At 51.4% G+C, this 25,788-nt stretch carries 19 protein-coding genes; 7 read left to right on the top strand and 12 right to left on the bottom strand.

The features are described 5' to 3' along the window. The first annotated feature begins 197 nt into the window (after positions 1-197). The 4 genes from can (at position 198) to secF (ending at position 4,134) form a co-directional block, all read left to right on the top strand. A complete protein-coding gene (gene can, locus BGL48_RS14845; protein WP_069363387.1) occupies positions 198-872 on the top strand; it encodes a carbonate dehydratase in 675 nt (224 codons plus the stop codon). Positions 873-929: 57 nt separating this feature from the next. Then, entirely contained in the window at positions 930-1,340 is a 411-nt protein-coding gene (locus tag BGL48_RS14840; RefSeq protein ID WP_131825415.1) for a hypothetical protein, read from the top strand. Positions 1,341-1,447: 107 nt separating this feature from the next. Next, positions 1,448-3,226 (top strand): protein translocase subunit SecD, encoded by a 1,779-nt coding sequence (secD, locus tag BGL48_RS14835; protein WP_069363385.1) that lies wholly within the window; start codon positions 1,448-1,450, stop codon positions 3,224-3,226. 11 nt (positions 3,227-3,237) lie between these two features. Further along, positions 3,238-4,134: a protein translocase subunit SecF gene (secF, locus tag BGL48_RS14830; protein ID WP_069363384.1), complete on the top strand. Its 897-nt coding sequence runs from the start codon at positions 3,238-3,240 to the stop codon at positions 4,132-4,134. 117 nt (positions 4,135-4,251) lie between these two features. On the opposite strand, the gene hpt is transcribed toward secF, so the two are convergent. Then, the gene (gene hpt, locus BGL48_RS14825) at positions 4,252-4,782 is read right to left on the bottom strand and encodes a hypoxanthine phosphoribosyltransferase (protein ID WP_069363383.1); all 531 of its coding nucleotides are present in this window, start codon (positions 4,780-4,782) and stop codon (positions 4,252-4,254) included. A gap of 347 nt (positions 4,783-5,129) precedes the next feature. On the opposite strand from hpt, the gene BGL48_RS14820 reads away from it, so the two are divergent. Continuing rightward, complete coding sequence (locus BGL48_RS14820; RefSeq protein ID WP_069363382.1) at positions 5,130-5,735, top strand: TetR/AcrR family transcriptional regulator; 606 nt, start codon at positions 5,130-5,132, stop codon at positions 5,733-5,735. 59 nt (positions 5,736-5,794) lie between these two features. Here BGL48_RS14820 and BGL48_RS14815 read toward each other — a convergent pair whose 3' ends face one another. From BGL48_RS14815 to BGL48_RS14790, 6 genes are all read right to left on the bottom strand, one after another. After that, positions 5,795-6,841 (bottom strand): ABC transporter ATP-binding protein, encoded by a 1,047-nt coding sequence (locus BGL48_RS14815; RefSeq protein ID WP_069363381.1) that lies wholly within the window; start codon positions 6,839-6,841, stop codon positions 5,795-5,797. Further along, the gene (locus BGL48_RS14810) at positions 6,838-8,469 is read right to left on the bottom strand and encodes an ABC transporter permease (protein ID WP_069363380.1); all 1,632 of its coding nucleotides are present in this window, start codon (positions 8,467-8,469) and stop codon (positions 6,838-6,840) included. The genes BGL48_RS14815 and BGL48_RS14810 overlap by 4 nt, the downstream gene beginning before the upstream one ends. A 63-nt stretch (positions 8,470-8,532) precedes the next feature. Beyond that, positions 8,533-9,549 (bottom strand): Fe(3+) ABC transporter substrate-binding protein, encoded by a 1,017-nt coding sequence (locus BGL48_RS14805; protein ID WP_069363379.1) that lies wholly within the window; start codon positions 9,547-9,549, stop codon positions 8,533-8,535. Positions 9,550-9,712: 163 nt separating this feature from the next. After that, positions 9,713-10,942 (bottom strand): ammonium transporter, encoded by a 1,230-nt coding sequence (locus tag BGL48_RS14800; protein ID WP_069363378.1) that lies wholly within the window; start codon positions 10,940-10,942, stop codon positions 9,713-9,715. A gap of 18 nt (positions 10,943-10,960) precedes the next feature. Next, positions 10,961-11,299, bottom strand: a complete 339-nt coding sequence (locus BGL48_RS14795) for a P-II family nitrogen regulator (RefSeq protein ID WP_069363377.1) — start codon at positions 11,297-11,299, stop codon at positions 10,961-10,963. A gap of 304 nt (positions 11,300-11,603) precedes the next feature. Continuing rightward, positions 11,604-11,987 (bottom strand): YacL family protein, encoded by a 384-nt coding sequence (locus BGL48_RS14790; protein WP_069363376.1) that lies wholly within the window; start codon positions 11,985-11,987, stop codon positions 11,604-11,606. A gap of 126 nt (positions 11,988-12,113) precedes the next feature. Here BGL48_RS14790 and BGL48_RS14785 point away from each other — a divergent pair, with 126 nt between their 5' ends. Then, positions 12,114-13,253, top strand: coding sequence for a glycerate kinase (locus BGL48_RS14785; protein ID WP_069363375.1), 1,140 nt, complete (start codon positions 12,114-12,116; stop codon positions 13,251-13,253). Positions 13,254-13,334: 81 nt separating this feature from the next. Here BGL48_RS14785 and acnB read toward each other — a convergent pair whose 3' ends face one another. Then, entirely contained in the window at positions 13,335-15,932 is a 2,598-nt protein-coding gene (gene acnB / locus BGL48_RS14780) for a bifunctional aconitate hydratase 2/2-methylisocitrate dehydratase (RefSeq protein ID WP_069363374.1), read from the bottom strand. A 554-nt stretch (positions 15,933-16,486) separates the two neighbouring features. Between acnB and BGL48_RS14775 the strand changes: the two genes are divergently transcribed. Next, the gene (locus BGL48_RS14775) at positions 16,487-18,400 is read left to right on the top strand and encodes a methyl-accepting chemotaxis protein (protein WP_069363373.1); all 1,914 of its coding nucleotides are present in this window, start codon (positions 16,487-16,489) and stop codon (positions 18,398-18,400) included. Positions 18,401-18,533: 133 nt separating this feature from the next. Here BGL48_RS14775 and lpdA read toward each other — a convergent pair whose 3' ends face one another. The 4 genes from lpdA to pdhR form a co-directional block, all read right to left on the bottom strand. Further along, a complete protein-coding gene (gene lpdA / locus BGL48_RS14770) occupies positions 18,534-19,958 on the bottom strand; it encodes a dihydrolipoyl dehydrogenase (RefSeq protein ID WP_069363372.1) in 1,425 nt (474 codons plus the stop codon). Positions 19,959-20,144: 186 nt separating this feature from the next. After that, positions 20,145-22,025, bottom strand: a complete 1,881-nt coding sequence (gene aceF / locus BGL48_RS14765) for a pyruvate dehydrogenase complex dihydrolipoyllysine-residue acetyltransferase (RefSeq protein ID WP_069363371.1) — start codon at positions 22,023-22,025, stop codon at positions 20,145-20,147. Positions 22,026-22,037: 12 nt separating this feature from the next. Further along, the gene (gene aceE, locus BGL48_RS14760; protein ID WP_069363370.1) at positions 22,038-24,704 is read right to left on the bottom strand and encodes a pyruvate dehydrogenase (acetyl-transferring), homodimeric type; all 2,667 of its coding nucleotides are present in this window, start codon (positions 24,702-24,704) and stop codon (positions 22,038-22,040) included. Positions 24,705-24,793: 89 nt separating this feature from the next. Further along, positions 24,794-25,567, bottom strand: coding sequence for a pyruvate dehydrogenase complex transcriptional repressor PdhR (pdhR, locus tag BGL48_RS14755; protein ID WP_069363369.1), 774 nt, complete (start codon positions 25,565-25,567; stop codon positions 24,794-24,796). Positions 25,568-25,788: the final 221 nt, after the last annotated feature.

The following is a 25,788-nucleotide window of genomic DNA, read 5'->3' as shown; positions in this document are numbered from 1 at the left end:
GGTTAAGATCATGATAGAGCGAACAGTATACGAATTTTCTTGGATTAACCTATCCGAGCAGTGGTGTTGCAGGTAAACAGCGTGATCCATTGGACGCGAAAGGTGTAAAAAAATGTGAAAATTGATCTCAGTATATTTCAAGCCCCCTCATTGCGGTATAGTGGCAATTGATAACTTTGCCAAAAGACTGAGTGGATATGGCCCAAATCAAAGCGTTGTTCGCCAACAATAAAGCCTGGTCAAAAGACATTCGTGATACCAACCCACAATTTTTTGCCGAGTTGGCGAAAGAACAACATCCAGAATATTTATGGATTGGCTGCGCCGATAGTCGCGTCCCCGCAGAGCGCCTGACTGGCTTAGACTCGGGCGAGCTTTTTGTTCATCGTAATGTCGCCAATCAAGTGATTCATACCGATCTCAATTGTTTATCCGTGGTGCAGTACGCCGTCGACGTGCTGCAAATCAAACACATTATTGTCTGTGGCCACTATGGTTGTGGCGGGGTACATGCAGCGATTGAAAATCCTGAGCTGGGTTTAATTAACAACTGGTTACTGCATATTCGTGATCTCTACCTCAAGCACAAAAGCTATCTTAGCCAACTGCCCGCACAAGCCCGTGGTAACCGGCTGTGTGAGATCAATGTCGCCGAACAGGTTTATCATCTGGGCAATTCAACGATTTTGCGAGCGGCCTGGGAGCGCGGCCAAGATGTGAAGGTCCATGGCTGGTTTTACGACACCACCGACGGGATCTTACGGGATCTAGGGATGACCGCCAATAGTCAGGCATCACTGGAAATCAACTATCAATCGGCGATGAGTCATCTGGTGCCCAACTCTGCTGCACCGGTTTCTTACGAGAATTGACACAGCGCTGACACAGTAACGCTTGTGATCGCGGCGTAATCGTCGTACAACACCGCCATGACTCCGATCGCGCACGCTTCATCATCAACAACGCACCGCTCTCCGCTCACCCTGTGGCTGATGGCGGGTCTGATGCTGTTTGCGGTGCTGGTCAATGTGGCGGCGCAAGCGCAGGTTTCACCGTTTCAACAAAGCAACCAAGTCCATGCCTTTGAGCAAACTCCGGCGCTCGTTTCTACCGCGAGAGCCAGCGTCGCCTTGCCTGCTGCATTGCCTGATGACGACACCCAACCGCCACATTTAGCCGCGATTCTTCCTCCCCCGCACATTCGCCTGACTTGGCACCTGATTGCCTTTTTGTGCGCACTTGGGGTATGTCTACCACGCCAGTATCTTGCCTTTTCGCTCCCCCGCCTCGGTGGCTGGCGAGAACACAACCTGCAATATCGCTTTATTCATTCGCGTTAATCGTTCGCTGTCCTAAAGGCCGTCGCGCCTTTTCCCCCTAATCACAATATCGAGCTGGCGCTCGGTATTCGGTTTTGCTGTGCGTGATGCACAGCCAAGGAGAACGAATGAATAAATTATCCCCCGCCAATCGGTATTCTTTATGGCACTACGCCGCATTGGTGCTGATGTTAATCGTCCTGACCCTGCAGGCGTTGCCAAGCTTTTTTGGCGACCACCCGGTGGTGAGCGTGTCTCATCACTCGCATCAAGCACTGCAAAACTGGCTAAAAGCCCATCCTGAGACCGTGAGTGAAGTGCGTTATGACTCGCAAGGGACGGTGACCTTAATCACGCCCGATATTAGCCAGCAACAGAACGTACAACAGCAATTAAAAGGCGCCCTAGGGACCGATGCGGAGATCACCCTCGATTATTTATCCGCAGCACCCACATGGCTATCGCGCCTCGGCGCCGAGCCGGTAAAACTAGGGCTCGATCTGCGCGGCGGTGTGCAATTGTTGCTTTGGGTTGATACCGACCAAGCACTCGCCCATCAAGCCGAGGCGTTAGTGCAAGGCCTCAACCTTTGGTTAGACAGCCAGCACTTACCCGCTAACGCCACGGTCAATACCAAAGATAAAACGACGGTGCGCTTGCCGATGCTCAATGCCAGCGATCGCAGTAAAGCCGGCGCTTGGTTTACCGAGCATTATCCGCAATGGCGATTCAATCGCGCCGCAAATGGCTGGCAGATGACCGATACCGAGCAAGACGCGATGAGCCATCAAGCCGTGCGTCAGAATATCGATATTCTTCGCAAACGTATCGATGCCTTAGGTGTGGCTGAGGCGAGTGTGCAACGTCAGGGTACAGACTATATTCGTATCGAACTGCCCGGTGTGCACGATCCCAAGCAAGCTAAAAATGTCATTGGCGCGACAGCCTCACTCGCGTTCTATGCCCTTGACGCCACCAGCCCGAAGCGCCTGTATGACGCGCAGCACAATGCGGTACCGTTAGCACGCCATGCCATTTTGGGTGGGGGACACATTATTGATGCGCGCACCAGCGTTGATGAAATGCGTCGTCCACAAGTGGATATTCGCTTAGATGGCCCCGGTGGCGAAACCATGTTGGCCTTTACCCGACGTCACTTAGGTGATCCCATGGCCACTGTGTACCGTGAGTATCAAGCCAATGAGCAGGGTGAGCTGGTTGCCAATGAACGGGTGATCAACGTCGCGACGATTCAAAGTGCGCTCAGCGATCGATTTCGGATCACGGGCCTGTCGAGCCCAGAAGAAGCCCGCAACCTCTCGATGTTGTTACGCGCTGGCGCACTCACCGCACCGATTAAAATCGTTGAAGAACGCGCGATTGGCCCGACCTTGGGGGCCGATAATATCAAGGCAGGGTTTTCTGCACTGGCCGTCGGCATGATAGGTATGGCTATCTTTATGGTGCTTTGGTATCGCCGCTTTGGCTGGGTCGCGATTGTCTCGCTGGGTGCCAACTTGATGATGCAAGTCGGTCTACTCGCGCTGCTGCCCGGCGCAGTCCTGACCCTACCGGGGATCGCCGGCTTGGTATTAACCGTGGGGATGGCGGTCGATACCAATGTGCTTATCTTTGAGCGTATTCGCGACCGCTTGCGCGCGGGGAACAGCCTTGCCAATGCTATTGATACCGGTTATCGAGCGGCCTTTAGCACCATCTTTGACGCCAATATCACCACCTTAATTTCCGCGGTCTGCTTGTATGCGGTCGGCTCAGGACCATTACAAGGGTTTGCCACCACACTGATTCTGGGACTATGCGCGAGCATGATCACCGGCATTGTCGGCACGCGAGCCATTATCAATCCAATTTGGGGACGCGACCGCCGCCGCGCCGTGACCATTTAAGGAGCCTGTTTATGAAACTGACACACGTCCGCTATGCCAGCTTAGCGCTCTCGGGACTGCTTATCCTGATCAGCCTCTGGGCGATCGCTTATTATGGCCTAAACTTGGGCATCGATTTTACCGGCGGTATCGTGATTGATTTCGCCCTCCCTAGCCTAACTGGCAGTGAACCGCTGATCGCCGCCCTGCACAGTCAGTTTGGCGAGTTGGCAGCACTCACGCCAAGTACCACTCAGGGCGAATGGCAACTCATTTTACCTCATGCGTCCCAATGGCAAGATCCGCAACAGGTCATCGCCCAAATCAGCCGCGCGCTCGCCATGCCCGTCACTTTAGTTCAAGCGAACGTCGTCGGCCCTCAAGTGGGGCAGGTGCTGTTTGAACAAGGCGGGTTAGCACTGCTGGTTGCCTCGTTAGCCATCATGCTTTATTTGGCCATTCGCTTTGAATGGCGTCTCGCCCTGGCGGCGGTGGGAGCGCTGGTGCACGATGTGACGCTTACCTTGGGCCTACTCGCAATGCTTGCGGTGCCGATGGATCTCAATGTCATTGCCGGGCTTCTCGCCGTGATCGGTTACTCGCTCAATGACTCCATTGTGATCGGCGATCGGCTGCGCGACGTGCTCAGAGCCAAACCGAACCAATGTGTGTATGTCAGCACCAATATTGCGGTCTGTGAGACATTCTCGCGCACCTTGATCACCGCTGGCACCACTCTATTTACTATCGGATGTTTGTTGGTATTAGGTGGCGATGCCTTGTATGGCTTTGCGCTGACGCTCTTTGTTGGCGTACTCACTGGCACTTGGTCATCGGTCGCGGTGGCGTCTTGTCTACAAGAAATGCTGGGGTTATCCCCTGCGCATTATCAGCGCGCGCCGGCTCCCGAGCGAGAAGGCGCTTACTGACTCACCCTTACTGACTCCCATAGGCACAAAAAAACCGAGCGACCGCTCGGTTTTTCATTGCTCGTGAGACGCCCTGTCGCTCTGCGCGATGATCAGCGTTGCCAATCACCGTGAAAATTAATCCAACGGAATCACTTTACCAACGTACGGCAGATGGCGATACTTTTGCGCATAATCAATGCCCACACCGACCACAAATTCATCTGGAATCGTAAAGCCCAACCAATCAACCTTAACGTCAACTTCTCGGCGCTCTGGCTTATCTAATAAGGTACAAATACGTACTGAATTTGGCTCGCGCAAAGACAGGATTTCACACACCTTACTTAGCGTATTGCCGGTATCGATGATATCTTCGACTAAGAGTATGTCTTTGCCTTTAATATCATCATCCAAGTCTTTCAAAATACGCACATCACGCGTACTTTCCATGCTGTTGCCGTAACTTGATGCGGTCATAAAGTCGACCGCGTGCGGCATATCAATCGCACGGCATAAATCCGCCATGAAAACGAACGAGCCACGCAGCAGCCCCACTAATACCAACTCCGATGAGTCTTTATAGTGCTCGCTGATCTCGGCGCCCAAGGCTTTGACTCGCGCCTGTACGTCCTGCTCTGAAATCATCACTTCAACGGTGTGTTTCATATCTGCCCCGATGGTTGTCTCTCCACAAAAGGGAGGTCACTAACAAAGGTGGCATAGTCTAGCACTAAATCGATTGCGGATCCCAGCGAGTGCGTTTTTGCCGCTTATGCACCTACACACTAGTTGGCTATCACGCTGATTGATAAGAAAAAATAATCCCTGCCTGCGTTTTTTGTAATGTATGACTTTTTTTGCAGGCAAAATTACATTTTTAAGGCCTAGATCAGGCTTCTAGCCGTTGTCAGGCCATAAATGGCTGGTATAAACTCGATCTCGCTAATAATAAAATCATTAGCACAAACAATAATTAATTTGTACAAACCAAAAATAAGTTGGCAGGTTTTAGGATGGCTCAATCAAATGAGAGAACAAGGACGCGGCTATCGCCCGAGCGCCGCAAAGAGCAGTTATTAGGGTGTGGCTTAGATGTGTTTGCGAAACGCGGGATTGGTCGTGCCGGACACGCCGATATTGCCGAAATGGCAGACGTCTCTGTCGCGACCGTATTTAACTACTTCCCAACCCGTGAAGACTTGGTGGAAGAGATCTTGGCCCAGACCGAGAAACACTTCATAAAACTCATTAATGAGTGCACCGAGCAAGATCAATCAATGCGAGCATCGCTAAACTGCATTACCTCGCAAATTATCGACACGGCACTGGCAGACAAAGCTTGGATGAAAGTCTGGTTTGAATGGAGTACCTCTATTCGCGAGGATATTTGGCCACGCTTTGTCAAAGGCAGTCGAGATGCGATGGATCAGTTCGAGTACGTGTTCGAGAACGGGATGGCAAAAGGTGAAATGGTCGACCGTTATCAACCGCGTGAGCTTGCCAGTATGTTAGCTGGGGTGTGCTATGTGCTGTTTTTACAGGCGCACCAACAACCAGATAAAACGGCTTTAAACGCCATGGCTCAGCACTATATTGATGTACTGTGCCAACAAAGCTAACCAGGTGGTCAACCTAGTAGAAAGCCAACCCCTCGGTTGGCTTTTTTAGTTCTGCCGTATTAATCATCAATAAAGCTCGGGCCATCATTGAACAGGACGGGCTCGTGAGGGCGAATATGTAAACTGACTTTATCCCCAACCAATAGCGGCTCGCGCGCGTGCACCGATAGTTTTTGACCGTGGATATCGATGGTGTAACGGCTGCTGTCCCCCATAAACTGCTGAGACAGTACCTGCCCTTCCCCCTTCTCATCAGCACGAATGCTAAGAAACTGCGGTCTCAGTAGCCACCAATGCGGGCCTGGATGACAATGCACCGGACGAGGCCAAGGGCCGAGCGGTGTCTGCATTTGTTCTTGCGACGAGACCGTTACCGGCACATAAGAGCCCTGGCCAAGAAAATCAGCGACGAAGCGGCTCGCAGGTTGGTAATACACCTCAGTGGTATCACCATACTGCTCAATGAGTCCCTGGTTCATCACGGCCAGCTTATCGGCAAACGCGAATGCTTCCTCTCGGCTATGCGTCACCAGGATCGCCGTGACACCTTGGGATTTAAAAATGCGTCGGATTTCTTCAATTAAATCATGGCGAACCTGGGTATCAATATTTGAAAAGGGCTCATCAAGCAACAACAAATCCGGCTCATAGGCTAGCGCGCGCGCTATCGCCACCCGCTGTTGTTGGCCGCCCGAGAGCTGATGAGGATAGCGGTCTCCCAGCTCCGCCAGACGCACCAACTTGAGCATCTCAGCCACTTTCTCACTGCGCGCCGCCGCGCTGAATCCAGACAGACCAAACCCCACGTTGTCTGCCACCGTAAGGTGTGGGAACAGCGCATAGTCTTGAAAAATCATCCCAATATTGCGTTGCTCTGGCGGGATTGAATGCTGAGTATCATCCATGAGTTTGCACCCAATCGATAGTTTTCCTGACGATAATGGCATTAATCCAGCCATCGCTTTTAGCAACGTCGTCTTCCCGCAGCCACTGGCACCGAGCAAGCACACAATCTCTCCCGGCGCGACTTGCAGCGACAAATCCTTTAAAACAGGCGTACCGTTATAACTGCAGGTCAAATTCTCTATCGCGAGCGCACACTTCATTGATATTTTTGCTCCAATGACCGGTTAATCAGGATAAGGGGAACCAAGCCAACCACGACCAACAAAATGGCAGGTAAGGCGGCATACTCCAAGTGCTCATCCGAGGTAAAGTTGTATACATACGTGGCCAGTGTTTCGAAATTAAAAGGGCGTAGTAGAATCGCTGCATTGAGCTCTTTCATCGACTCAATAAACACCAACAGCATCGCAATGAGCGAGCCCCGCCGAATTAAGGGTAAATGCACTCGGCGAATCACCCCTGTGGTGGTGCATCCCATGGTTCGCGCCGCCATATCCAGTGACGGAGGAATTTTGGCCATGCTTGATTCAATACTGCCAATGGCGACGGCACTGAACCGCACGACAAACGCGACCAATAAGGCCACCATGGTGCCAGATAATAGGAGGCCAGGCCGTCCCCAGCCGTAATGCGTGGCAATATCGTTAATGAAGTGATCACCGCGGGTCAGTACTAACATCACACCAATAGCAAGCACCGTCCCCGGCACCGCATAGCCCATCGACGCCAACCGCATGGGGGCAACACTGACCCCATGCCCACGCAGGCGGCGATACACATTCACGGTCCACGCAATACCCACCGCGATCAGAGCCGCCAAACTGGAGGTATAAAAGCTGTTATAGCTAAAAGTGGCAAACTCGCTGACCGCATTTTTTTCGTAGTAGTGCCATGCATAAACTAACAGCTGTAGCAGGGGTAAAATAAACGCCAGTGACAATAAACTCCAGCACCAGGCTAACACCCCCACTTTACGCCAGCCTGTTAAGGGCATTTTCTCAATCGCATCACTGCTCGAGCTTGGACTAAATTGCGCTTGTTTGCGTCGCCCATAACGTTCCGCACTGATCAAAAGGAAGATAGCCACCAGCATGATCGCTGAGATTTTAGCGGCAGCGGTTAAGCTCGAATAGCTCAACCAAGTATCATAGACCGCGGTCGTAAGAGTGCTGACCGCAAAGTAATTGACCGTACCAAAATCGCCTAGTGCCTCCATTGCCACCAAAGAGGCACCTACCGCAATCGCCGGCCGTGCTAACGGTAAAGAAATGCGCCGAAAGCTTTGCATCGGTGAGCAACCGAGCAAACGCGCTGAGTGGGTCAAGGTGACACTCTGCTCCATAAACGCGGCACGGGTGAGCAAGTAGATATAGGGGTAAAGCACTAGCGCCAACACAAAACACGCACCTGGCAAGGTACGCATATCGGGAAACCAGTAATCATGTACCGTTTGCCACTCAAACAATGCCCGCAGGCCGCGTTGCAATGGGCCGGCGTAATCGAACCAGTCAGTGTAGATATACCCGATGATATAACCCGGCATCGCAAGCGGGAGCACCATTGCCCATTGTAGCTGCCGGCTACCCGGCACCTGATACATGGCCAGCATCCACGCGGTGGGAACCCCGAGGATAATCGCAATCGCCACCACGCCAGCCACTAATAAGCTGGTATTCAAGGTGTAAGTCGGTAGTACGGTCTCGAACAAATGGGGAAAAATATCCCCGGTATCGCCCACCGCGGTATAAAAGATCGCTAAGATCGGCAAAACCAGCAACAGAGCTAAGCTCCAACTGCTGGTTTTTATCATGGGTAATCTATCTCGCATGGCCTACTACATTAAGGCGTCAGAGAAAGACAACAGGGGCGGCAGCCGCCCCTATGCAATGGCTTACAGGTCGAACTGAACTTCATCCAGCAGTTTCACTGACTGGCTGTAGTTATCCGCAATCGCCTCAAGCGGCATTGGGTCATGCTTGTAGTCGCCCCAAGACGCCACCAGCTCAGACTGCTCAACACCCGGCTTCACCGGCTCTTCGAAGTTCACCTCAGCATACATATGCTGTGCTTTGTCTGACGTTAAAAATTCCATTAGTTTTAGCGCGTTTTCTTCGTTCGGTGCGTACTTCGCCATCGCCATGCCACTCACGTTCACGTGCGTACCGTAAGCATTCTGGCCTGGATAGTTCAAGTAAACCGCTTCCGCCCACGCTGTTTGTTCTTCGTCGTTCAGCATTTTTCCCAGGTAATAGCTATTACCTAGTGAGACGTCACACAGGCCTTCTTTGATCGCTTTCACTTGTGCACGATCATTGCCTTGTGGTTTACGTGCGAGATTGTCTTTTACGCCCTCAAGCCACTCTTTGGCTTTCGCTTCACCGTGGTTTTCGATGATAGCTGACACCAGAGAAACATTGTATGGGTGTTTGCCTGAACGGGTGCAAATCTTGCCTTTCCATTCTGGTTTTGCCAAGTCGAGATAATCAAAATCGTCACCCAGTTTGCCGACACGCTCGCGAGAAGAGTATACCGCACGTGCACGCGTGGTTAGCGCGACCCACTTATCTTCACTATCACGGAACTGCTCAGGCACGTTTTGATCGATGAGATCGCTTTGCACAGGCTGCACTACGTCTTGGTTTACCAGCTCTTTAAGGCGCGAGATATCAACGGTTAGCAGTACGTCAGCCGGGCTGTACTCTCCTTCTTGCTTGACCTTTTCCGCCATGCCTTTTTTAGCGAACTTAACATTCACTTCAATGCCGGTCTCTTCGGTAAACGCATCGAACATAGGCTCAATCAAGAAAGGTTGGCGATACGAGTAAACATTGACTTCTTCGGATGCGACCGCGGCGCTGGTTCCTAATAGACTTGCGGTAATAGCCGAGGCAATCAGTAGTTTTTTCATCGTGGCAGTCCTTAAATATGATGATAAATGATAACGAATCTCAGTTTCGTTAGTATACAACTAATAACCTGGTGCTCAATATGATCCGAGGCAAAAAGAAAAAAACCTTACATTAAAAATGTAAGGTTTCGTTTCAGAGTCTAATCGAATTGCGTGTAACTGACTATTTTACGCTGACAAATTCGGGATATGCATCAATACCACAGTCGTGTAGATCCATCCCTGACATCTCCTCTTCTTCGGTGACACGGATCCCCATGGTGTTTTTCAGTACTAGCCACACGAGGAAACTTGCCGCAAACACCCAAGCAAAAATTACCGCCGCGCCCAGAAGCTGCGCACCAAACGTCGCTCCGGTGTTACTTAAAGGCACAACCATCAAGCCGAAGAAGCCACACACACCGTGCACGGAGATCGCACCGACAGGATCATCCACTTTTACCTTGTCTAGACCGATAATACTGAATACGACAATCACACCTGATACCGCACCGATAATCAGCGCTGCCACGGGTGAAGGCGATAAAGGATCCGCCGTGATAGCCACTAAGCCGGCTAACGCACCGTTAAGCACCATGGTCAAATCGGCTTTTCCCCAAAGGGTTTTACACACCAGCAAGGCTGCTATCGCACCGGCCGCCGCCGCCGCGTTGGTATTCAAGAAGATTTGTCCGACCGCCGTAGCGTTTTCAAAATCCGAGACCATCAGTTGTGAGCCACCGTTAAACCCAAACCAGCCGAACCATAAGATGAAGGTACCGAGTGTGGCCAGAGGCAGGTTTGAGCCAGGGATGGGATTGATTTTGCCATTTTTGCTGTATTTCCCTTTACGCGCCCCCAAGAGCAAGACACCTGCTAGGGCCGCAGCGGCACCGGCCATGTGAACAATCCCGGAGCCTGCGAAGTCGCTAAAGCCTGCTTCTGAAAGAAAACCACCGCCCCAGGTCCAGTAACCTTCAACCGGATAAATCACCGCGGTTAAGACGACAGAGAACACCAGGAATGCCCACAGCTTCATACGCTCAGCTACCGCGCCTGACACCACAGACATCGCGGTTGCCACAAACACCACTTGGAAGAAGAAGTCTGATTCAAGCGAGTGATCCGCGTCTGCCCCTTGCGTACCAATCAAGGTCCCAAAAGAAGGGACAAAGCCACCGCCACTGTTATCCACGTACATGATGTTATAACCCACCAACAGGTACATAGTGCACGCGATGGCGTAGAGGCAGATATTTTTGGTCAGTATCTCAGTGGTGTTTTTCGAGCGCACTAGGCCTGCCTCTAACATGGCAAAGCCAGCCGCCATCCACATCACTAACGCACCAGATAAAAGAAAGAAAAAGGTGTCGAGCGCGTAGCGCAATTCAGTCACCGTGTTTACCAGTTCCATTGTCTTTACTCCCTGTTTTTAAATTGCTTCCAGATCCATCTCGCCAGTACGGATCCGCACCGCCTGCTGAAGATCAAAGACGAAGATCTTCCCGTCGCCGATCTTGCCGGTTTGTGCGGCTTGAGCGATCGCATCCACCACACTGTCGACATGTTCGCTCTGCACAGCGATTTCTAATTTTACTTTGGGTAAAAAATCGACCTGATACTCAGCACCACGGTATAACTCTGTGTGCCCTTTTTGGCGGCCAAAGCCTTTCACCTCTGAGACAGTCATGCCGTCAATGCCAGCATCCGCCAACGCTTCACGTACGTCATCAAGCTTGAACGGCTTGATAATGGCGCTAATCAGTTTCATATCCTTCTCCTGCGTCCTTGTGTTTGCATCATCATCTAACCATCAAGAGCCGTGCCAACATTTAAATCATTTAAAATCAACAATTTAAACTAAAAACACATATAAAGGCATTCATTTGCACCATTTAAGTGCGAATTATTCACCAACACCGCGCATGCCAAGGGGAGCGATAGACAATTGCACCAATGGGGAACATCGATACGAGAATGAGGAGAAAAAAACGAGGGGGAGATCTATCTATTCAAAGCACGCATAGGGGAATACGTGCTCATCCATGCATCGCTCACTCAGTGAACCTCAGCACTTAACGTCGACCGTAACGGGCAATGAAGTCTTGGTAAGCGTCCAACATCACTAAAAAATCTTGGTAACCACACGCCGCGTAACTTTCTTCATCGTAAAAGGTCAGCGCCTGCTCATTGAGCGTGGTTTGCGCATCATCCGAGGCAGGTTGCAGCATGGCATTCGCCACCACCACGACCTCATCACGATTGGCGGTAAGCGTGAACGTATGCCCTCGCCACTGCTGCTCTGATTCAAGTTGCTGCAGAGTATGTAGACAGGATGTCACTTGAGCGAGCTCAGTGCCGAGTTCATCCAATAGCCAACGTCCTATGGCTTCATGTCCCATAGAAAAAACAATCCGGTAGCTGTCATCAAAACTGTTGCGAGAAAATTCGTAATCCACACTGACCTCCAAATTTGGCACGCTATTGTCCTGCTTTTTGCCAGAATTGCCAAGCCGGGGCTGTCATCCAAATGTCACTTCAACCATACTTAAATGGAATAACAGTAGGCAGCAAAGGATAGGCAAATGCATATCGTGATCGCACCGGATTCATTTAAAGAAGGCCTTAGTGCTCGCCATGTTGCACAGGCGATTGAGGCTGGCATGGTGCCTATTTTACCTAACGCCCGTTTCTCGCAACTGCCAATGGCGGATGGTGGTGAGGGCTTTGCACAAAGCTTTCTCGACCAGCTTGGTGGCGAGCGCTATCACTGCGAGGTCACTGGGCCTGACTTTCGCTCGGTGACCGCCGAATTTGTTATCAATCGCGAACATCGTCTGGCCGTTATCGATGTTGCCAGTGCTTCAGGCCTTCCCTTAGTGCCACAGCACGCACGCCATCCTCGTCATACCACCAGCTTAGGGACCGGCGAACTGATTCGTGCCGCGCTTGACCATGATATTGACGAAATCATTATCGGCTTGGGGGGCAGTGCCACCAATGATGCCGGTGCAGGGATCCTAACCGCCCTCGGCGCCAAGCTTCTTGATGGCACAGGCAAACCAATACCGCCTACAGGAGAGGGGCTGGGCGCGCTGATGACTCTGGATCTTGACGGACTGGATGCTCGCCTTAACACGGTCAAACTCACTGCCGCCTGCGATGTCGATAACCCCTTATGTGGACCACATGGTGCCACTACCGTCTTTGGACCACAAAAAGGCGCCCGGGAAGAAGATATTCGAGACTTGGAGCAATACCTGCACCGCTTTGCCAGTATTTGCCACCTGCAATTAGGACAGTCCATTTGCCACTTTGCAGGCGCTGGCGCGGCTGGCGGGATGGGTGCAACACTCGGCGGATTACTTGGCGCGCAGCTCGAGCCCGGTGTCGACTTATTGCTCTCACGCACCCATGCCCACCACGTGTTAGCGCAAGCCGATTGGGTGATCACGGGCGAAGGCCGTGTCGATGGACAAACGCAGCACGGCAAAGTGCCGGCTGCTATCGCCAGAATCGCACATGCCGATGATGTCCCCGTCATCGTGCTCGCCGGCAGTGTCGGTGACGATTGCGAAGCGCTTTATCAGACCGGCGTCACCGCAATCTTCCCCATTCAAGCGGGCCCTTGTGAATTGAGCGACGCGCTGATGAATAGCAAGAAAAACCTCATGCGCACCGGTGAAAACATAGCACGATTGATCCGATTAGCCGGTTACACATGAGCGTTACCTAAAGGTTAAACCCAAAAAAAAGCGCCCCCTAACAACGGGGGCGCTTTCTGTGAGCCTGCGAGTAAAAGACGCCTATACCGCGGCTTTAATAATCACATCATCCGCTTTTTTGGTGTAGGCATCCATTTGATGGAAGTTGAGGTAGCGATAGGTATCGCTAGCGGTCGCATTAATTTGCTCCGCGTACTCAAGGTACTCCTCCCTGGTCGGAATACGGCCAAGGATCGCGCCGACAGCAGACAACTCCGCTGATGCGAGATAAACATTGGCGCCTGTGCCCAGACGGTTCGGGAAGTTGCGCGTCGAGGTCGACAGTACGGTAGACTTTTCTGCCACACGCGCTTGGTTACCCATACACAACGAGCATCCTGGCGTTTCTATGCGCACCCCTGCCCGGCCATAAATGCCGTAGTAGCCTTCGGCGGTGAGCTGATCTCTGTCCATCTTCGTCGGTGGTGCCACCCACATACGGGTAGATAAACTCCCTCCAAACTTGTCCAGCAGTTTACCCGCCGCGCGGAAGTGACCAATGTTGGTCATACAGCTGCCGATAAAGACTTCATCAACACTGTCGCCTGCCACATCTGACAAACTACGCGCATCATCGGGATCATTCGGCGCGCATAGAATTGGCTCTTTGATGTCAGCCAGATCGATTTCAAGCACATGCGCATACTCGGCATCTTTATCTGCTTCCATCAAGCTTGGGTTTTCCAGCCACTGTTGCATGGCTTGAATGCGGCGCTCGATGGTACGGCGATCGCCATAGCCCTCAGAGATCATCCACTTAAGCATCACAATGTTCGACTCTAAATACTCAGCCACAGAGTCTTGCGACAACTTAACGGTACAGCCAGCGGCTGAACGCTCCGCTGATGCATCTGACAGCTCAAACGCCTGCTCAACCGTCAGGTGCTCAACCCCTTCGATCTCCAAAATACGGCCAGAGAACTCGTTAATCTTGCCCGATTTCTCCACCGTCAGCAGCCCTTTTTGAATGCCAAAGTAAGGGATAGCATGAACCAGGTCACGCAACGTCACCCCGGGTTGCATTTCGCCTTTAAAGCGTACCAATACGGACTCTGGCATATCCAAAGGCATGACCCCAGTTGCCGCGGCAAACGCGACCAAGCCAGAGCCTGCCGGGAAAGAGATCCCGAGGGGGAAGCGAGTATGTGAATCACCACCAGTACCTACGGTATCAGGCAGCAGCATACGGTTGAGCCATGAGTGGATCACACCGTCACCGGGACGCAGCGCCACACCACCACGGTTCATAATAAAGTCTGGCAACGTATGGTGGGTTTCCACATCCACCGGCTTTGGATAAGCCGAGGTATGGCAGAACGACTGCATGGTCAAATCAGCGGTAAAGCCAAGGCAGGCCAAATCTTTCAGCTCGTCGCGAGTCATTGGCCCGGTGGTATCTTGCGAGCCCACGGTGGTCATTTTTGGCTCACAATAGGTGTTCGGGCGCACGCCCTCAACGCCACACGCTTTGCCCACCATTTTTTGTGCCAAGGTAAAGCCTTTGGTGGAATCAGCCACCGGACGTGGGCGACGGAACACCTCAGAGGGCTCAAGCCCTAAGCTTTCGCGGGCTTTATCGGTCAGCCCTCGGCCAATGATCAAGGGGATACGTCCGCCCGCACGCACTTCATCGTACAGGATGTCCGTTTTTAGTTGGAAGGTAGATAGGACATCATCGGTGCCGTGCTTGCACACTTTGCCGTCGGCCGGATACAGGTCAATCACATCGCCTATGTTGAGCTTGCTAACATCAAGTTCAATCGGCAGAGCGCCCGCATCTTCCATGGTATTAAAGAAAATAGGCGCGATTTTGCCACCTAAACAAAAACCACCTGAGCGCTTGTTAGGGACGTTAGGAATATCGTGCCCCATAAACCACAACACCGAGTTAGTTGCCGACTTACGAGACGAGCCAGTACCGACCACATCACCGACATAAACCAGTGGATGACCTTTTTCTTCCAGCTTTTTCATTTGCTCGATCGGGCCAATCTCTCCCGGTTTGTCCGGCTGAATACCCTCGCGCTCGTTTTTCAGCATCGCAAGAGCATGTAAGGGAATATCTGGACGTGACCAAGCATCTGGCGCGGGTGACAAGTCATCGGTGTTGGTTTCACCCGAGACTTTGAACACCGTCAGTGTCACTTTTTCAGGAATTTGTGGTTTTTCCAGGTACCACTCAGCGTTCGCCCACGACGCCATCACCTGCTTAGCGTAGGCATTGCCTGCTTTCATTTTGTCTTCAACGTCGTAAAACGCATCGAACATCAATAAGGTATGCGACAGCACTTTCGCCGCAATGGGCGCAAGCTTGTCATCATCGAGTAAGGTGATCAGTGGTTCGATGTTATACCCCCCTTGCATGGTGCCAAGTAATTCAGTGGCACGCTCGGGGCTAATCAAGGGTGATTGCGCCTCGCCTTTAGCTAGGGCGGCAAGAAAGCCAGCTTTCACATAAGCGGCTTCATCCACACCAGGTGGGATTCGGTTTTCCAGTAAATAAACGAGGGTTTCTTCTTCGCCAGCGGGCGGGTTTTTCAGCAGTTCTATCAAACTGGCGGTTTGCTCAGCGTTAAGCGGTTTAGGCACAATACCCTGAGCGGCACGTTCTTCGACGTGTTTACGGTAGGCTTCAAGCACGACTATTTCCTCTTTTCTCGGTCAGATCGTGTGATCCAACATCCTTGGAAAGTGTTAGTACTCGTATCACGCTTATCCGGCGAAGTTTATTAAAATTTTCCAGCAAGACGAGGGTTCGAGCACGTAACCGCTGCGTGAGGATAGCATTTTTAACCTAAAATTAAAATCTACTCGTTTTGTGAAACATAATACTTAGGTCGTAGTGACGCGGTACGCTACTCCACACCTCTAGGTATAAGTTACCCAGAGCCTGTCGCGGTTGTCACTGATTCTACACCGCTTTTCGCCATCGCGCAGTGATCCGACTACCATTGCTTTGCGCCCTATCTCCCGCAAACGACGATGCACTTTTTACCGCTTTATGTTGAAAGCGCGAGTAAAGTGTCATTTTTATCAATAATCCTAAGCAAAGGCTTCAATTTTATTGTTTCATGGTCGATACATAACCAATCATTCACACATATCTGCTAACTTAGATGTTAGTGCCATAAACATCATCACATTTTTGTCACGCTAACCTATCGTCTGTTAATAGACCCAATAGAGAGAAGGGCATGAAGCTAAAGCAACTCACGATCAAACAAAAACTCGTGTTGGCATTTGTCTCCGCGGTGATCGCCTCCACCGCCATCATCAGTTATATGAGCTTAAGCCAAGCACGCGACATCATGGAAAAGCGCCTGTTAGAAAACGAGCTTCCCACCACCCTCACCCAGTTTAGAGATACCATTGATAGTGAGGTAAACCAGCTACAATCGGCCGCACGTCAGCTGGCTTCTAACCCGGTGATGCTAGATATCATCAACCAAGATATTACGTCTGCAGAAGAAACCCGCGTGATCAAACAGCTCAACGTATTACGTGAGCAATACGATTTGAATGATGCCTCCATTGCCAACCGCAACACCGGGCAGTATTGGAATCAGAACGGATTTTTACGGGTGTTAACGCGTGAAAAAGACAGTTGGTTTTACAACTTCCTCGACAGTGGCAATGCCACCATGGCCCAGGTATTCCAAGAGGATAATGGCGAGCTCAAACTGTTCGTCAACTTTCAACAGCTTAACGGTAAAGGATTAGCCGGTTTTTCACGCTCGTTGGAGGACATGACCCGCTTTTTGAATCAATTTAAAATTGAACAATCGGGTTTTGTCTTCTTGGTCAACGCTGACGGCCTAGTGCAACTGCACCGCGACACCAATCTAATGGGTGAGCAAACCCTGAGTGATATTTATGGTGGGCAAGCGCGCAGCTTGCTGCAAAAAGGCGATTTTAACCTGCTCGACACCCGTATTAATGGTGAAGAAGTCCTGCTGGCATCCAGTTATGTGCCCTCCATGGATTGGTTTGTTATCGCCGATGTCCCTGCCGAAGAGGTTTACGCGCCTCTCAATGAAACGCGCAATCAAATCTTGATGGTATCGGTCGTCGTCGGTCTCATTTTTATCGTCGTTGCCGTCTGGCTTGCCGCGACCATTACCAAACCCATCCAATATGTCGCCAACGTGTTCCGTGAAATTGGTGAAGGTGAAGGGGATCTGCGCCAACGCGTGGATATCAACAGCCAAGATGAGATTGGTCAACTTGCCTCTGGCTTTAATAGCTTTGTGGAGAAAATCCATCGTTTAGTCTCAGACGTTGCCCGTACCGGTGGTGAGTTGCGTAGTGCGGCCGAGCAAGTGTCATCACAAGCTGGCGCCACCCAATCACAAAGCGAGTATCAGCGAGATCGCACCGTGCAAGTGGTGACCGCCATCAATGAAATGGGGGCGACCGTTAATGAGATTGCAGGCAACGCCGCCAGTGCTGCCAGTGCCGCCAACCAAGCCTCTGATGATGCAGCGAGTGGTCAAGGTGTGGTGACCCAAGCACGAGATACCATCGCTCGCCTGGCTGATGACATGGAGAATATGTCGAAAGTGATCAGCGCCTTGGCTGAAAACACCGATTCGATTGGCGGTATTTTGGATGTGATCCGCGGTATCTCTGAGCAAACCAACTTGCTGGCGCTGAATGCGGCGATTGAAGCGGCGCGAGCCGGTGAGCAAGGACGTGGCTTTGCAGTTGTCGCCGATGAAGTACGTAGCTTGGCCAGTCGCACATCTGACTCCACCGACGAAATCCAGACTATGATTGACCGCCTGCAGCAAGAAGCGCGCAACGCGGTAGATGCCATGGAACAAAGCCGCACCATGACCGCCGAAGGGGTCAATGCTTCCGATGAGGCGTCACAATCGCTCAATGCAATCAACGAGCAGATTGTACAAATCTCGGACATGAACACTCAGGTGGCCACCGCGACTGAAGAGCAGTCCACCGTGGTCAACGATATTAACCAAAATATCGAAGAGATTAACCACAGCTCACAGCAAACCGCTGATACCGCCAACACCATGGCAGAAGCGAGTGAGTCACTGCGCGATCTTTCCCAACGTCTTGATACCTTGGTTGGGAGCTTTAAGCTCTAAACCATTGCGATGCTACCGACTGACGCACGAAGCGGGCCTTGGCCCGCTTTTTTTGTTCACGATCCGCACGGGTTCACAGATATAAAAAAGCCCCGCATAGCGGGGCTGAGTCAGAAAAATATAAACGCGTGGTTTATTTCTTTTTCTTCGCTTTCGGGTTAGGCATATCAGTGATTGAGCCTTCAAACACTTCTGCAGCCAAACCAACCGATTCGTGCAAGGTAGGGTGAGCATGAACCGTCAGCGCGACATCTTCGGCATCACAACCCATCTCGATAGCAAGACCAATTTCACCCAGCAGCTCACCGCCGTTGGTACCCACGACAGCACCACCGATCACACGGTGCGTATCTTTGTCGAAGATCATCTTGGTCAGACCGTCTGAACAGTCAGACGCAATCGCACGACCTGAAGCGGCCCATGGGAAGGTTGCGACTTCGTAGTTAATGCCTTCTTCTTTACACTCTTTCTCAGTTTTACCGACCCACGCCACTTCTGGCTCAGTGTACGCAATCGATGGGATCACTTTTGGATCGAAGTAATGCTTCTTACCTGAGATAACCTCTGCGGCCACATGGCCTTCGTGTACACCTTTGTGCGCCAACATAGGTTGACCCACGATGTCACCGATCGCATAGATGTGCGGCACGTTGGTGCGCATCTGCTTATCAACATTGATAAAGCCACGATCGTCAACTTCAACGCCAGCTTGGCCCGCATCAAGCAGTTTGCCATTCGGGCTACGGCCGATGGCAACCAAAACAGCGTCATAGCGAACAGGCTCTGCTGGGGCTTTTTTGCCCTCCATGGTGACGTAGATGCCGTCTTCTTTGGCTTCTACCGCGGTCACCTTGGTTTCCAGCATCAGGTCCATCTTCTTGCTGATGCGCTTGGTAAAGACTTTGATCACGTCTTTATCTGCCGCAGGGATCACCTGATCGCACATTTCTACCACATCAACCTGTGAGCCGAGTGCATGGTAGACGGTGCCCATCTCTAGGCCGATGATACCGCCACCCATTAGCAGCATTTTCTCAGGCACTTCTTTGAGCTCAAGGGCGTCGGTAGAGTCCCAAATGCGTGGATCATCATGCGGGATAAATGGCAGCTCGATTGGACGAGAGCCAGCCGCGATGATGGCATTATCAAAGTTGATGGTAGTGCTTTCTTCCCCTTCGACTAACAGGGTGTTGGCGCCAGTGAAACGGCCTGTGCCATTGACGACTGTCACTTTACGCTGCTTGGCCATACCGCCTAAGCCACCCGTCAGTTGGCCAATGACCTTATCTTTCCAAGAGCGGATCTTGTCGATATCGGTTTGTGGCTCACCGAATACCACGCCGTGCTCGGCCATGGCTTTGGCTTCTTCAATCACTTTGGCAACGTGAAGTAGGGCTTTAGATGGGATACAGCCGACGTTTAGACACACACCGCCAAGGTTGTTGTAACGTTCAACCAATACGGTTTCCAAACCTAGGTCGGCACAGCGGAAAGCGGCGGAGTATCCAGCAGGACCAGCGCCAAGGACGACGACTTGCGCTTTGATTTCTTTACTCATTCTGACCTCGTTATAGTCTTATTCCCTGACAGGCTAAGAGCGGTAATTTTTTTATTGTTGTGGGTATCTGGGAGCCACAGTTTACAGCCATGTTAATGGGCTGAAAAATAAAAACCCATAGCCTGTGAGCTGCACAACAATTCCCGACCGACCTTTGACCGGCCAGTCGGGTTGTTGGTATTGCGATTAGAGTACCAAACGGCGAATATCAGACAGTAGGCCGTTGAGGTAGCTAATAAAGCGCGCACCTTCGGCACCGTCGATCACACGGTGGTCGTAAGACAGTGACAGCGGCAGCATCAGGCGAGGTTCAAAGTCCTTACCGTTCCATACTGGCTTCATTTCTGACTTAGACACACCCAAGATAGACACTTCTGGCGCATTAACGATTGGCGTAAACGCCGTACCGCCAAGGCCACCTAGGCTAGAGATGGTAAAGCAACCACCTTGCATATCAGAGGCCGTTAGCTTACCGCCACGGGCTTTCTTCGATACCACCATCAGCTCTTCAGATAGCTCGTGAATGCCTTTCTTGTTCACGTCTTTAAAGACAGGCACGACCAGACCATTTGGCGTGTCAACCGCGATACCGATGTTGACATACTTCTTCATGATCAGGCTTTCACCGTCTTCAGACAGTGACGCGTTGAATGAAGGGAAAGCTTCCAGCGCTTTAGCAGCCGCTTTCATGATGAACACCAATGGGGTGATCTTCATGCCTGACTCTTTCTTCTTCTCGATCGCGTTTTGCTCTTTACGGAACGCTTCCACTTCAGTGATATCGGCGTTATCCCACTGCGTCACGTGCGGGATCATCACCCAGTTACGTGCCAGGTTCGCCCCCGAGATCTTCTTGATGCGAGACAGTGGTTTTTCTTCCGTTTCACCGAACTTGCTGAAGTCCACTTTCGGCCAAGGGAGCAGGCCAAGTGCACTGCCGTCGCCAGAGCCAGACGCGGCGCCAGATTCAAGACGTTTAAGCGCCTCTTTCACATAGCCTTGTACGTCTTCTTTCAGTACACGTCCTTTACGACCGGTGCCTTTGACTTTCGCCAAGTTAACACCGAATTCACGCGCGAGACGACGAACAACAGGTGACGCATGCGCGTATTCTTTGTTTTCAACAAACTCGTCTTTACCGGCGTCGGCTTTAGCTGCTGCAGGTGCTTCCGCTTTTGGTGCGGGTGCAGATTTTTCCTCTGCAGCAGGTGCAGATGCCGCTGCTGGTGCCGCAGGTGCACTACCCGCCACCTCGAACACCATGATGTGCGAGCCAGTAGACACTTTATCGCCCGCGGCGATTTTGATTTCTTTCACTGTGCCCGCAAACGGTGCCGGCACTTCCATTGACGCTTTGTCGCCTTCAACGGTGATCAAAGATTGCTCTTCTTCAACCGTATCGCCTACAGCGACCATGATGTCAGTCACTTCGACTTCATCACCGCCAATGTCAGGAACGTTGACATCTTTTGCTTCTGACGCAGCAGGGGCCGCAGGTGCAGCCTGGGCAGGTGCCTCGGCAGGGGCACTGCTGCCGACTTCAAACATCATGATCAAAGAGCCAGTTGATACCTTGTCACCTGAAGCAATTTTGATCTCTTTAACAGTGCCCGCAAACGGTGCCGGCACTTCCATTGACGCTTTGTCGCCTTCAACGGTGATCAATGATTGCTCTTCGTCGACGCTGTCGCCTACCGCCACCATGATGTCGGTCACTTCAACTTCGTCACCGCCGATATCAGGCACGTGCACTTCTTTGATTTCTGATGTAGCCGCTGGTGCTGCAGCAGGGGCAGTGGGAGCCGCCTCTTCCGCAGGGGCGCTTGGTGCGGCACCTTCCGCTTCAAAGATCATCATCAAAGAGCCGGTGGTGACTTTGTCACCCTCGGCAATTTTAATTTCCTTGACCACACCCGCTTGTGATGCAGGGACTTCCATGGATGCTTTATCACCCTCAACGGTGATTAACGACTGCTCTTCTTCAACCTTGTCACCCACGCTGACAAGGATCTCAGTCACTTCTACTTCATCCGCACCGATGTCAGGTACATTAATCTCGATTGACATTATTTCAGCCTCTTACGCGAACAGCGGGTTTACTTTGTTGGTATCGATGTCGAATTTCTTGATCGCTTCTGCGACCACTTTCTTGTCAACATCGCCACGCTTAGCCAGCTCATTAAGTGCCGCTACAACCACATAGCCTGCGTTCACTTCAAAGTGACGACGAAGGTTTTCACGGCTGTCTGAACGGCCAAAGCCGTCAGTGCCCAGTACTTTGTAAGATTCAGCTGGGACAAACGCACGAACTTGGTCAGCATAGTTCTTCATGTAGTCAGTCGCAGCAATCGCTGGCTCTGTGCCCATCACGGTTTGGATGTAAGGCACTTTGCTTTCTGCATCTGGGTTCAGCATGTTGAAACGATCGACATCTTGACCGTCACGTGCCAGCTCGTTGAACGAGGTCACGCTGTATACGTCAGACGCCACACCGAACTCATCGCTCAGCAGTTTCGCCGCTTTACGCACTTCGGTCATGATGGTGCCAGAGCCCATTAGCTGGACTTTCGCTTTGTCGCCCGTATAGGTTTCCAGCTTGTAGATACCTTTACGGATACCTTCTTCCGCGCCCTCAGGCATGGCTGGCTGATGATAGTTTTCGTTCATCAGCGTCAGGTAGTAGTAGATGTTTTCTTGGTCAGGACCGTACATGCGACGGATACCGTCTTGCATGATCACCGCCACTTCGTACGCGAAGGTTGGGTCGTAAGCGACACAGTTAGGTACCGTGCTTGCCAAAATATGGCTGTGACCGTCTTCGTGTTGTAGACCTTCACCGTTCAAGGTAGTACGACCGGCAGTCGCACCTAATAGGAAACCACGCGCTTGCTGGTCACCCGCCATCCACGCCATGTCGCCAACACGTTGGAAGCCGAACATTGAGTAGTAGATGTAGAATGGGATCATGGGCAGATCATTAGTGCTGTAAGAGGTCGCCGCGGCTACCCACGATGACATCGCGCCTAGCTCGTTGATCCCTTCTTGCAGTACTTGGCCGCCTTCGTCTTCTTTGTAGTAAGACACCACACCGCGATCTTCTGGGGTATAAGTCTGACCCTGCGGGTTGTAGATACCTACTTGACGGAACAAGCCTTCCATACCGAATGTACGCGCTTCGTCGGCAATGATTGGCACAATGTTCTTGCCAATGCTCTTGTCTTTCAGCAATACATTCAAAGAACGTACAAACGCCATGGTGGTAGAGATATCACGTTTCTGCTCAGACAGTAGCGCCGAGAAATCGTCCAGTTTTGGCAATGTCAGTTCTTGCGTAAATTTCGGCAGACGCTGTGGGGTATAACCGTGTAGTGCCTTACGACGTGCGTGCAGGTATTCGTACTCGGCAGAGCCTTCTTCCAACTTCAGGTACTTCAGATTTTGTACATCGTCGTCAGACAACAAGTCTTGTAGGCCAAGACGATCACGCATCGCGTGAACATGGGTCATGTCCATTTTCTTGACTTGGTGCGCGATGTTTTTCCCTTCAGCCGCTTCACCCATGCCATAACCTTTAACGGTTTTCGCCAAGATCACGGTTGGACGGTCATTGCACTCTTGTGCTGCTTTGAAGGCAGCAAACAATTTAGATGGCTCGTGGCCACCACGCTTAAGCGCAAAGATCTCTTCGTCAGTCATGTCTGCAACCAAGGCTGCCGTTTCTGGGTACTTGCCGAAGAAGTGTTCGCGGACGTAAGCGCCGTCTTTCGATTTGAACGTCTGGTAATCACCGTCGATGGTTTCATTCATCAACTGCAGCAATTTACCTGAGGTGTCTTTCGCCAGCAGTTTGTCCCAGCCAGAGCCCCAAACCACTTTGATCACGTTCCAGCCAGCGCCTTTAAAGAGGCCTTCCAGCTCTTGAACGATTTTACCGTTACCCATTACAGGACCATCAAGGCGCTGCAGGTTACAGTTAATCAAGAAGCAGAGGTTATCCAGGTTTTCACGGGCTGCGAATGACAGCGCACCGCGTGACTCTGGCTCATCCATCTCACCGTCACCCAGGAACGCATAAACACGCTGCTCAGAGGTGTCTTTTAGGCCACGACCGTTGAGGTATTTGAGGAAACGCGCTTGATAGATAGACGCAAGCGGAGCTAGACCCATAGATACGGTGGGGAACTGCCAGAACTCAGGCATCAGTTTCGGGTGCGGATATGAAGACACCCCTTTTCCATCGACTTCCTGACGGAAGTTGTCGAGCTGCTCTTCGCTCAAGCGGCCTTCAACAAAGGCACGTGAATAGATACCTGGAGAAATATGACCTTGATAATACACCAGGTCGCCACCGTCTTTCTCGTTAGGCGCACGGAAGAAGTGGTTAAAGCAGGTTTCATAAAATGCCGCCGAAGACTGGAATGATGCCATGTGGCCACCCAGCTCTAAATCCTTCTTGGACGCACGCAACACGATCATGATTGCGTTCCAACGAATGATAGAACGGATACGGCGTTCCAGATTCACATCACCTGGGTAAGCAGGTTCTTGATCAGCAGGAATGGTATTTACATAGTTGGTGGTCACGCCCGTTGGCATGTCAACACCGTCCAAACGTGCTTGCCCTAATACTTGCTCCAGAAGGAACTGGGCACGTTCTACACCTTCTTCACGAACGACTGACTCAAGAGCTTGCAACCACTCTTGTGTTTCAAGTGCGTCCACGTCATGTTTCATGACTTCAGACATGGCGATCTATCCTTTCGTTGATTGACTCGTACAAAACAAACGTTGTCGCAGCTGCAGTGCCCTTCGCGTTTCTATCGGTGCGAATAAGGCTACTCCAACTCGTCCTTGCGTTGTTGAATTCGACGTAGAGACCGTTCGCGACGGCTTTCTTCTCGACCAAGATCCAACAGAGTTTCCTCAATGTAAGCCAAGTGTGCATGCGACGCTTGTCTGGCTTTTTCTGGTTCACCAGCGGTAATCGCATCCACTATCTCAGCTCGGTGTCGGCTGACGTTTTCCACCGTCTCTTGACGGCGATAAAGTAGCTCAAAATTTTGCAAAATATTCTGTTCCAGTAACGGCGCGAGACTGCGCATGATGTGAAGTAACACCACATTATGCGCCGCTTCCGTTACGGCAACGAGATACTGCATCACAGCCGAGGCTTCTGCCTCTAAGTCCCCACTTTGCTGCGCTTGGCGAATGGCGTCATGACAGTCTTCAATGCGAGAAAAATCCTCTTCTGTTCCCCGTAATGCGGCAAAATAAGAAGAAATCCCCTCTAAAGCATGCCGTGACTCCAATAAGTCAAGCTGGGTTTCTGGATGGTCCGCCAATAACTCTAGCAATGGCTCAGAGAAGCGTTGCCAAAGGCGTTCACTGACAAAGGTGCCGCCACCTTGCTTGCGCGTCAGTAGCTTTTTGACTTCAAGCCGTTGAATCGCTTCGCGCACTGACGGGCGAGACACATCAAATTGCGTCGCTAACTCTCGTTCAGGCGGTAACTTCTGGCCTGGAGACAAGGTCCCTTCCAGAATTAAGCCCTCGAGCTCTTTTTCAATTACATCCGAGAGTTTAGGTTGACGAATTCGCTGATATGCCATTGTATTTATTGACCATCTGCCCCCCAAGCTTGGCGCTTAGCTACAGAGATTGACTGATTGTAAATTGGTAAGACCAATTACTTTATTGATCCCTAAAGTTACCAGACAGCGGGTATTCTGTCCACCTGAACTTTGATTGACATCATGGAAACCTGTGTATTTTTAGCCTGACAGCCATGAATATCCCGCCCCTTTAAATTGGTCAGACCATTTAGTTCAGT

The organism is Salinivibrio sp. SS3 (assembly GCF_001722105.1).
In the GTDB taxonomy this organism is placed as follows: Bacteria; Pseudomonadota; Gammaproteobacteria; order Enterobacterales; family Vibrionaceae; genus Salinivibrio; species Salinivibrio kushneri.
This window is presented reverse-complemented; position numbering and strand designations above follow the sequence as displayed.

Bases quoted from the DNA above. Each gene is read 5' to 3' on its own strand.
- BGL48_RS14785 (WP_069363375.1), top strand. From the start codon at position 12,114: ATGCATATCGTGATCGCACCGGATTCATTTAAAGAAGGCCTTAGTGCT.
- aceE (WP_069363370.1), bottom strand. From the start codon at position 24,704: ATGTCTGAAGTCATGAAACATGACGTGGACGCACTTGAAACACAAGAG.
- BGL48_RS14775 (WP_069363373.1), top strand. From the start codon at position 16,487: ATGAAGCTAAAGCAACTCACGATCAAACAAAAACTCGTGTTGGCATTT.
- BGL48_RS14840 (WP_131825415.1), top strand. From the start codon at position 930: ATGACTCCGATCGCGCACGCTTCATCATCAACAACGCACCGCTCTCCG.
- secF (WP_069363384.1), top strand. From the start codon at position 3,238: ATGAAACTGACACACGTCCGCTATGCCAGCTTAGCGCTCTCGGGACTG.
- pdhR (WP_069363369.1), bottom strand. From the start codon at position 25,567: ATGGCATATCAGCGAATTCGTCAACCTAAACTCTCGGATGTAATTGAA.
- hpt (WP_069363383.1), bottom strand. From the start codon at position 4,782: ATGAAACACACCGTTGAAGTGATGATTTCAGAGCAGGACGTACAGGCG.
- BGL48_RS14820 (WP_069363382.1), top strand. From the start codon at position 5,130: ATGGCTCAATCAAATGAGAGAACAAGGACGCGGCTATCGCCCGAGCGC.
- BGL48_RS14795 (WP_069363377.1), bottom strand. From the start codon at position 11,299: ATGAAACTGATTAGCGCCATTATCAAGCCGTTCAAGCTTGATGACGTA.
- secD (WP_069363385.1), top strand. From the start codon at position 1,448: ATGAATAAATTATCCCCCGCCAATCGGTATTCTTTATGGCACTACGCC.
- BGL48_RS14805 (WP_069363379.1), bottom strand. From the start codon at position 9,549: ATGAAAAAACTACTGATTGCCTCGGCTATTACCGCAAGTCTATTAGGA.
- BGL48_RS14815 (WP_069363381.1), bottom strand. From the start codon at position 6,841: ATGAAGTGTGCGCTCGCGATAGAGAATTTGACCTGCAGTTATAACGGT.
- can (WP_069363387.1), top strand. From the start codon at position 198: ATGGCCCAAATCAAAGCGTTGTTCGCCAACAATAAAGCCTGGTCAAAA.
- BGL48_RS14810 (WP_069363380.1), bottom strand. From the start codon at position 8,469: ATGCGAGATAGATTACCCATGATAAAAACCAGCAGTTGGAGCTTAGCT.
- lpdA (WP_069363372.1), bottom strand. From the start codon at position 19,958: ATGAGTAAAGAAATCAAAGCGCAAGTCGTCGTCCTTGGCGCTGGTCCT.
- aceF (WP_069363371.1), bottom strand. From the start codon at position 22,025: ATGTCAATCGAGATTAATGTACCTGACATCGGTGCGGATGAAGTAGAA.
- BGL48_RS14800 (WP_069363378.1), bottom strand. From the start codon at position 10,942: ATGGAACTGGTAAACACGGTGACTGAATTGCGCTACGCGCTCGACACC.